The sequence below is a fragment of the Ruminococcus sp. genome (assembly GCF_017650195.1).
Lineage (GTDB): Bacteria > Bacillota > Clostridia > Oscillospirales > Ruminococcaceae > Ruminococcus.
This window is the reverse complement of record NZ_JAGCFH010000033.1, coordinates 1-4,410: the sequence shown is the minus strand read 5'-3', so window position 1 is coordinate 4,410 and position 4,410 is coordinate 1. Positions and strand designations below refer to the sequence as shown.

Sequence of the window (4,410 nt, the reverse complement as noted above, 5' to 3'; positions counted from 1 at the left end):
TTGGCGCCAAAGTTGAGATACCTTACTTTCATTTTGTCTGGGTCTATACTGCTGCAGATTATATTATCCGTGTTGAGTATATCGCGTATCCCATATATCAGAAAATCAGGTCCTGCTGTTATAATAACGTCATCCTTATCTATCCTTTTCAGCATACGCCTGTCCAGCTTGCGTCTGTTTTCCTTCCAGAAGCCCTCAACCGCGTCAAACAGCTCGTTCTTATCGCGCAGTGCGTTCCTCATGAAATTGTTGACTACACGCACCATTTTCCTTTTATCCACCGTGCACAGTTTATACTTTATCAAATTAAAGAATATCGAGGGAAGATACTTTATTATCTTCCTGTTTGTCTTTATCATGTACAGTGCAAGGTCTACCGAGCTCTCTCCGTGATACAAAGTATTATCAAAATCAAAAACCTTCATAGCATTTTCCTTTTCTAAGTTTTGCAGATATATTGTATCACATAATAACGTGAATTGCAACCAGTACGGGAAAAGTTGCCGGTATTTAAGCAATTCAGCTTTACAATTAAGATATCCCCTTATAATTTAATAAATCATATGCAATAATTTTTCTGTACATTAAGTTATATTAATTATTATATTTTCCGCATAATTTAGTGAACATTTCACAACAACCACAAATTTTGGCTTGCATATGACCAGCTGACCATATTATAATAATAGTATAAATAAAGGAACAATCGGTTCCTATCGGGGATTACTGAAATCATGTAATTTGCTTAATTTAACAAAGGAGTGATTGAAGTGAAATTAACACGCATTAAAAAGATCATAGGCGGTACTGTTTCCGCAATGATGATCGTATCATCCGTTCCTTTCACAGTTTCCGCTGCTGATCAGCAGGAAAGAGGGAACATCGGCGGCTATGACTATGAGATGTGGAACCAGAACGGCCAGGGACAGGTTTCAATGAACCCAAGCGCAGGCTCTTTCACCTGCTCATGGAGCAATATTGAAAACTTTCTCGCACGTATGGGCAAGAACTTCGACAGCCAGAAGAAGACCTATAAAGAATTAGGCGACATAACCCTCAGCTACGATGTTGAATACACGCCAAGAGGAAATTCGTATATGTGCGTATACGGATGGACAAGAAATCCTCTTATGGAATACTACATCGTTGAAGGCTGGGGCGACTGGCGTCCACCCGGAGACGGAGCAGAGAGAAAGGGTAACGTAACTCTCAACGGCAATACTTATGATATTGCTAAGACAATGCGTTACAATCAGCCTTCTCTTGACGGTACAGCAACATTCCCGCAGTACTGGAGCATCCGTCAGTCAAGCGGTTCGAGAAACAATCAGACCAACTATATGCAGGGCACAATCAGCGTATCCAAGCACTTTGACGCATGGGCTCGGGCAGGTCTTGATATGTCGGGAACTCTTTATGAGGTATCCCTCAATATCGAAGGCTACAGGTCCAACGGTTCGGCAAACGTCAAGTCTATCTCCTTCCCGACCTCAGACGACGAAGAGGAGCAGACAACTCAAGGAACCGAAGTAAAAGAGCCGGTACAGGCTGATGAGAGCGGTTACTATTTCAAGGAAACATTTGAAAACGGCAAAGGCGATTGGTCCGGACGCGGAAGTGCTTCTGTTGAATCAGCCTCAGGCGGCTACGACGGCTCAAAGGGCTTATACGTCTCCGGACGTACAGACAAATGGAACGGCACTGCCATATCCCTTGACACGAGTACGTTTATCCCTGGCAAGACATACAGCTTCGGCGTTGACGCAAAGCCGGATTCCACAGCTTCTATGAAACTTACCCTCCAGTACACTGATTCAAGCGGTACGGATATATATGACATGGTCGCGGAGGCTTCCGCTTCTACCGACTGGTTGGAACTCTCCAATCCTGCATACACTATCCCCTCCGGAGCCAAGAACCTCATTCTTTATGTTGAAGCTACCGACAGCCTGACGGATTTCTATATCGACAACGCTTACGCAGGCGTTAAGGGTACCCCGGCTTTTGTAGCTCTGAACGGAAACAGCAGCACTACTACCGTAACCACACAGCCATCAAATGGCATGAGAGGCGATACTAATGAGGACGGAATAGTCGACGTATTCGACCTAGCTCCTCTAAGAAGAGGAATACTCAAAATGATGTCTGGCGCAGGCTCACCCCCTGCAAACTCCGATGTCAATGGCGACGGAGTTGTAAATGTGGCTGACCTTGTATGCTTACAAAAGTATCTCCTCGGTGCTGAAAAGCTCCCGGATCCTGTAACTACAACAACCACCACTACCACAACAACTACCACCTCAAAGAATACGTCAACAACTACAACGACTACTTCCGTCGGAGGTTCAGCTTCTGTTAAGCTCAACAGCAAGATAAAGAACGATATGCCTACGACTGTTCCCAATGGCGCCGAGAAATCGAGCCAGTGCAAGGTGGAGAAGCAGTCCTATATGTGTAAATACACAGGCAAGACCAAGAACTGCAATGTTATCCTTCCTCCCAACTATGACAAGAACAAGCAGTATCCTGTAATGTATGTACTCCACGGCATTATGGGAAGCGAAAACGATATGGTAAACGGCATGGGCGTACAGGAGCTCATGACAGGACTTATGTCCAGCGGACAGGCAGAGGAGTTCATAGTTGTTACTCCGAATATGTTCACAAGCAAGACCATGAGCGGTCCCAGCGGCATAAACCAGCAGACCTGCGCAGAGTATGACAACTTCCTCTATGATATAGCAGACAGCCTGATACCATTTATCGAGGCGAACTACTCCGTAAAGACAGGCAGAGAGAACAGAGCTATCACAGGCTTCTCAATGGGTGGCCGTGAAGCTATCTACTGCGGACTCATGCGTCCCGACCTCTTTGGCTACGTAGGCGGCGCCTGCCCTGCTCCCGGTATAACTCCGGGCTCGGATATGTTCATGCAGCACCCCGGCTGTATGCAGGAGAGCGAAATGAAGTTCAGAGACGTAGGACCCGAGCCTGCTGTATTCATGATAACAGGCGGTACCAACGACGGTACTGTAGGCACATTCCCGAAGCAGTACAGCGATATCCTCACAAGGAACGGCGTTGACCACGTTTATCAGTCTATCCCCGGCGGAACCCACGGTGCAGACTCAGTTAAACCTCATCTCTACACCTTCATGAGATACGCATTCAAATAAGCACTCATGGAACGAGCGGCAGGAGTTCATTCAGGGCTGCTACTTATAGAATGTTACGGATTCACATATAAACATATCCCCTTCCGACATCTGAAGGGGATATTATTGTTATTCAGCTTTTTTGATATTCAAAACGCTCAGAGACATTACTGCATATTGTCCTTTGGCAGCTCATTATTGCCGTCCAGAGCGCCCGGCATATTCTCCTGCGGGAATTGTGGGGGCTGCGGTACGGCAGGAGCCTGCTGTGCTCTCTGCTGATATTTTTTCTGCCGGCGTTTTTCCGACAGCTTAGCAAGGAATTTGACGAGCTTAGCGATAACAAAGACTATCAGCGCAATGAGCAGCAGATACGGAAGCAGTCTTATAATTACAAACAGCAGGTTCTCAAGGAAATAAAGGAAATTGTCCCATGTTCTGGAAACAGTGTTTTTAAGCCGCTGACCGAAGGTGTCTGTACGCTCGATAACAGGCTGCTCCTTATATTCACGCACCTCATTCAGAGTAAGATATATATAGGAATATGCAACGTCGTTCTCTATATTGTTCATGCGCGTTTTTATCTTTGCAATCTCTATCTCAATCTGAGTGAGCTCATTCTCGACCTGTATTGCGTCCTGTTCGCTCTTTAACTCGGAAAGGATATCAAGATAACGCTTTTCCTTTGCCTCATAAATGCTGAGAGTGGTTTTCAGGTCTGAGTACTCTGTGGTTAGATTCTGAACGGAAGCGTTCTTTCTGCGCATATCGCCTATGGCTTCCGCTTCGCCGCAGAAGTTGTCATACTGCGAGCTTGGTATCCTTATCACCGTAGTGAGGTTCTTCCACTTCTCGACATCGGAATACTGCCATTTGCTCGTGTTTCCACCGTCGCTGTATTTTTCGCTCTCAATGAAGCCTTTGTATTTGCTTATAAGCTGATGTATCCTGTCTACAGCCTGATCGAATTCAAGAACATCTATGCTCATATCGCATGAGTATATAAGCATCTGAGTATCTATAGCCTTTACCTCCGACTGCTTATAGCTCAGCTGACTGCTCTCTATGTTTTCCTGAGCCTCCTGAGCACCGCCGTAAGCCTCGCTGTCAGAATAGGCGATGGCACTGTCGCTCTTTGCAGAATCTGAGAATGCCATTTCATTTTTAGCTGTTTTCTGTCCCGAACCGCAGGACGTGAGAATAATAGTACCTGCCATAGCAAGTGATAATAGCGTTTTTTTCATTAGGATTCCTC

3 protein-coding genes are annotated in these 4,410 nt (G+C 45.7%); 1 reads left to right on the top strand and 2 read right to left on the bottom strand.

The genetic code is table 11. The features are described from left to right. Positions 1-425: HAD family hydrolase (locus J6U00_RS01350; RefSeq protein WP_296577848.1), on the bottom strand; the 425-nt coding region annotated here is incomplete at its 3' end. A gap of 345 nt (positions 426-770) precedes the next feature. On the opposite strand from J6U00_RS01350, the gene J6U00_RS01345 reads away from it, so the two are divergent. Continuing rightward, the gene (locus J6U00_RS01345) at positions 771-3,176 is read left to right on the top strand and encodes a glycoside hydrolase family 11 protein (protein ID WP_296577845.1); all 2,406 of its coding nucleotides are present in this window, start codon (positions 771-773) and stop codon (positions 3,174-3,176) included. A 146-nt stretch (positions 3,177-3,322) separates the two neighbouring features. Here J6U00_RS01345 and J6U00_RS01340 read toward each other — a convergent pair. After that, positions 3,323-4,410: DUF4349 domain-containing protein (locus J6U00_RS01340; protein ID WP_296577844.1), on the bottom strand; the 1,088-nt coding region annotated here is incomplete at its 5' end.